The sequence below is a fragment of the Candidatus Tokpelaia sp. genome (assembly GCF_008636115.1).
In the GTDB taxonomy this organism is placed as follows: domain Bacteria; phylum Pseudomonadota; class Alphaproteobacteria; order Rhizobiales; family Rhizobiaceae; genus QLZD01.
On record NZ_QLZD01000036.1, the window covers coordinates 1 to 2,956 of the forward strand.

Consider the following 2,956-nt stretch of genomic DNA (forward strand, 5'->3'; position numbering starts at 1 on the left):
TTACCAATCTGGCCGCCGGCACTCTGTCTTCAACTTCAACTGACGCCGTCAACGGCACACAGTTGAACACGACTAATACCAATGTGACCGCCAATGCCGGCAATATTGCCACAAACACCGGCAATATCACTGCCAATACGACCGATATTGCTACCAACAAAACCAATATCGCTACCAATGCTACGGCGATTAACACAGTTGCTACCAACACTAATAGCTATCTTGGCGGCGGTGCCAATGTCTCGGCCGGAACAGCGCCGACCTTCACCGTCCAGGGCACAAACAGCAATAGCGTTAGCGGTGCATTCGCTGCCGTTGATACTAATTTGAGCACCATCAATACCAGCCTGACGAGCATTACTGATAGCGTCAATAACGGCACGATTGGCCCTGTGAAACGCTCCACCAGTGACACAAACAGCCTGGTTCTGACTGCTTCCAACGGCACCGCCGCTAGCCCCGGCAATAGCCAGAAGCTTACCAATCTGGCCGCCGGCACTCTGTCTTCAACTTCAACTGACGCCGTCAACGGCACACAGTTGAACACGACTAATACCAATGTGACCGCCAATGCCGGCAATATTGCCACAAACACCGGCAATATCACTGCCAATACGACCGATATTGCTACCAACAAAACCAATATCGCCACCAATGCTACGGCGATTAACACGGTTGCTACCAACACTAATAGCTATCTTGGCGGCGGTGCCAATGTCGCCAACGGCACAGCGCCGACCTTCACTGTCCAGGGCACAAACAGTAATAGCGTTAGCGGCGCCTTCGCAGCCGTAGACAGCAGCTTTAATAGCGTCAATAACAGCCTGACCAATATCACCAATAATATCAACAACGGCACGCTTGGCCCGGTACAGCGCACCGGTAGCGATAATCTGGCGCTTGTTGCCGCTGACGGCACCGCCGCTAGCCCCGGCAATAGCCAGAAGCTTACCAATCTGGCCGCCGGCACTCTGTCCAGCACCTCAACCGATGCCGTCAACGGCAGACAGCTTTATGCTACTCATAGCGCTATAGATGCTAATGGCGAGCAAATGGCTAAATATCTGGGCGGCGGTGCCTCCTATACATCGCCTTTTGGCGGCGTCTCGGCAAGTGCTATCACAGGGCCCACTTATACTATCCGCTCTTATGACAGCAGCGGCACAGCTACAAGCGCCGATTATGGCAATGTGGGTGACGCCTTTACTGCCCTGGATTCCGGCCTGTTCGGCGTCAATTCCAGAGTGGTTAAAAACACAACGGATATTGCAACCATCAACACGCAGCTTACCAATATCAATAATGGCAAAAGCGGTGTTGTCCAGCGCACAGACAGCGCAACCCTGGCCCTTATCGATAGTGATAATGGCACAGCAACCCCGCAAAAGCTCACTAATGTTGCTGCCGGCACTATTGCTTCAGGCTCCACCGATGCGGTCAATGCCGGCCAGCTTTTTGACACCAATACCCGTATTGACGGCATTGATACCCGGGTCGGCAATGTTGAAAACCGTGTGGGCACTATAGAAGGGCAGATCGGCGATATTGGCAATGTAGCCGGGAATGCCGTGCAATATGATAAAGACTCAAGCGGCAAAAAAACCAACAGTGTAACTTTGGTAGGCGCTGATGCCTCAACTCCTGTTGCTCTCCACAATGTTGCAGCGGGCACAGTGGCCAAAGGCTCTACCGATGCTGTCAATGGCGGCCAGCTAAGCGATGCCAGGGACGAGCTGAATACCAATATCAGCAATACTGCGGCAACCACCCTGAAATCTGCCAATAATTACACGGATATGCGCGTTAATAATATTACGACTGATGCCGTCGATCAGGCCAACAGATACACGGATATGCGTTTTGACCGCCTGCGCCATAAAATTCATCATGTCCGTGATGAGGCTCGTTCTGCCGCTGCTATCGGCCTCGCTGCTGCTTCCCTGCGCTTTGACGATACGCCCGGCGCATTCAGTGTCGGCCTTGGCAGCGGTTATTGGAAGAGCAAAGGCGCTGTTTCCTTCGGCGCCGGCTATACCAGTGAGAATGGCCGCATTCGCAGCAATATTACCGGCACAGTGGCCAACAGCACTATGGGTATTGGCGGCGGCGTGACTATCCGGTTAAACAAATAGGGCTAGCCGGACAGCCTCAGCATGAAGCAAAGATAAAACAGCCGCTAGCGGGCAAAAACACAAACGGGCGGAACTGACGAAATTCTGCCCGTTTTATTTGCTTCCTCATTTGCTGCTATTATTTGACACGAATGATTGGAAATAGCGGGATTGGACGATTCCACGCGAGATACAGCCATTGCGACAGAAAATATCGCACAGATTACAATATTTATAATTGCTGCCTCACGCCTCAGCAATTATCGCAGCCTGTCCTGATAATTCCGGCAAAACCGAACCGATAAAATTGCGACAAAAATATCTTAGCCGTTTATCAGAATTTCGCGCTTGCCGACATGATTGGCCTCACCCACCAAACCTTCTTCTTCCATTTTCTCTACCAGAGTAGCAGCCTTGTTATAGCCGATACCCAGCCGGCGCTGAATATAAGAAGTAGAGCATTTTTTATCGCGCATAACAATTTTAACAGCCTGAATATATAAATCGTCAAAATCATCATTACCACCGGCAGCGGCGACAATTTCCGCCACGGCAGAATGTTCATCATCGCCTTCTGCCTTATTTTTGCCGTCTGAGGTTTCGTCTTCATTGCTTTCCGTGACAGTGGACAAATATTCCGGCGTGCCTTGCGTCTTTAAATGAGCAACCACTTTTTCTACCTCGCGGTCGGAAACAAAAGGCCCGTGCACGCGCTTTAACCGACCGCCGCCGGCCATATGCAGCATATCGCCTTGCCCCAGCAAAGTTTCTGCCCCTTGCTCGCCCAAAATTGTGCGGCTGTCTATTTTGCTCGTTACCTGAAACGAAATCCGCGTGGGGAAATT

Annotated in this window: 2 protein-coding genes; one reads left to right on the forward strand and one right to left on the reverse strand. The window is 51.4% G+C overall.

Translation table 11 applies throughout. The features are described 5' to 3' along the window. Positions 1 to 2,132: YadA-like family protein (locus DPQ22_RS07845; RefSeq protein ID WP_190323192.1), on the forward strand; the 2,132-nt coding region annotated here is incomplete at its 5' end. A 302-nt stretch (positions 2,133 to 2,434) separates the two neighbouring features. Here the strand turns inward: DPQ22_RS07845 and DPQ22_RS07850 are convergent. After that, the coding region (locus DPQ22_RS07850) for a DNA translocase FtsK (protein WP_150214882.1) at positions 2,435 to 2,956 on the reverse strand (522 nt) is incomplete at its 5' end.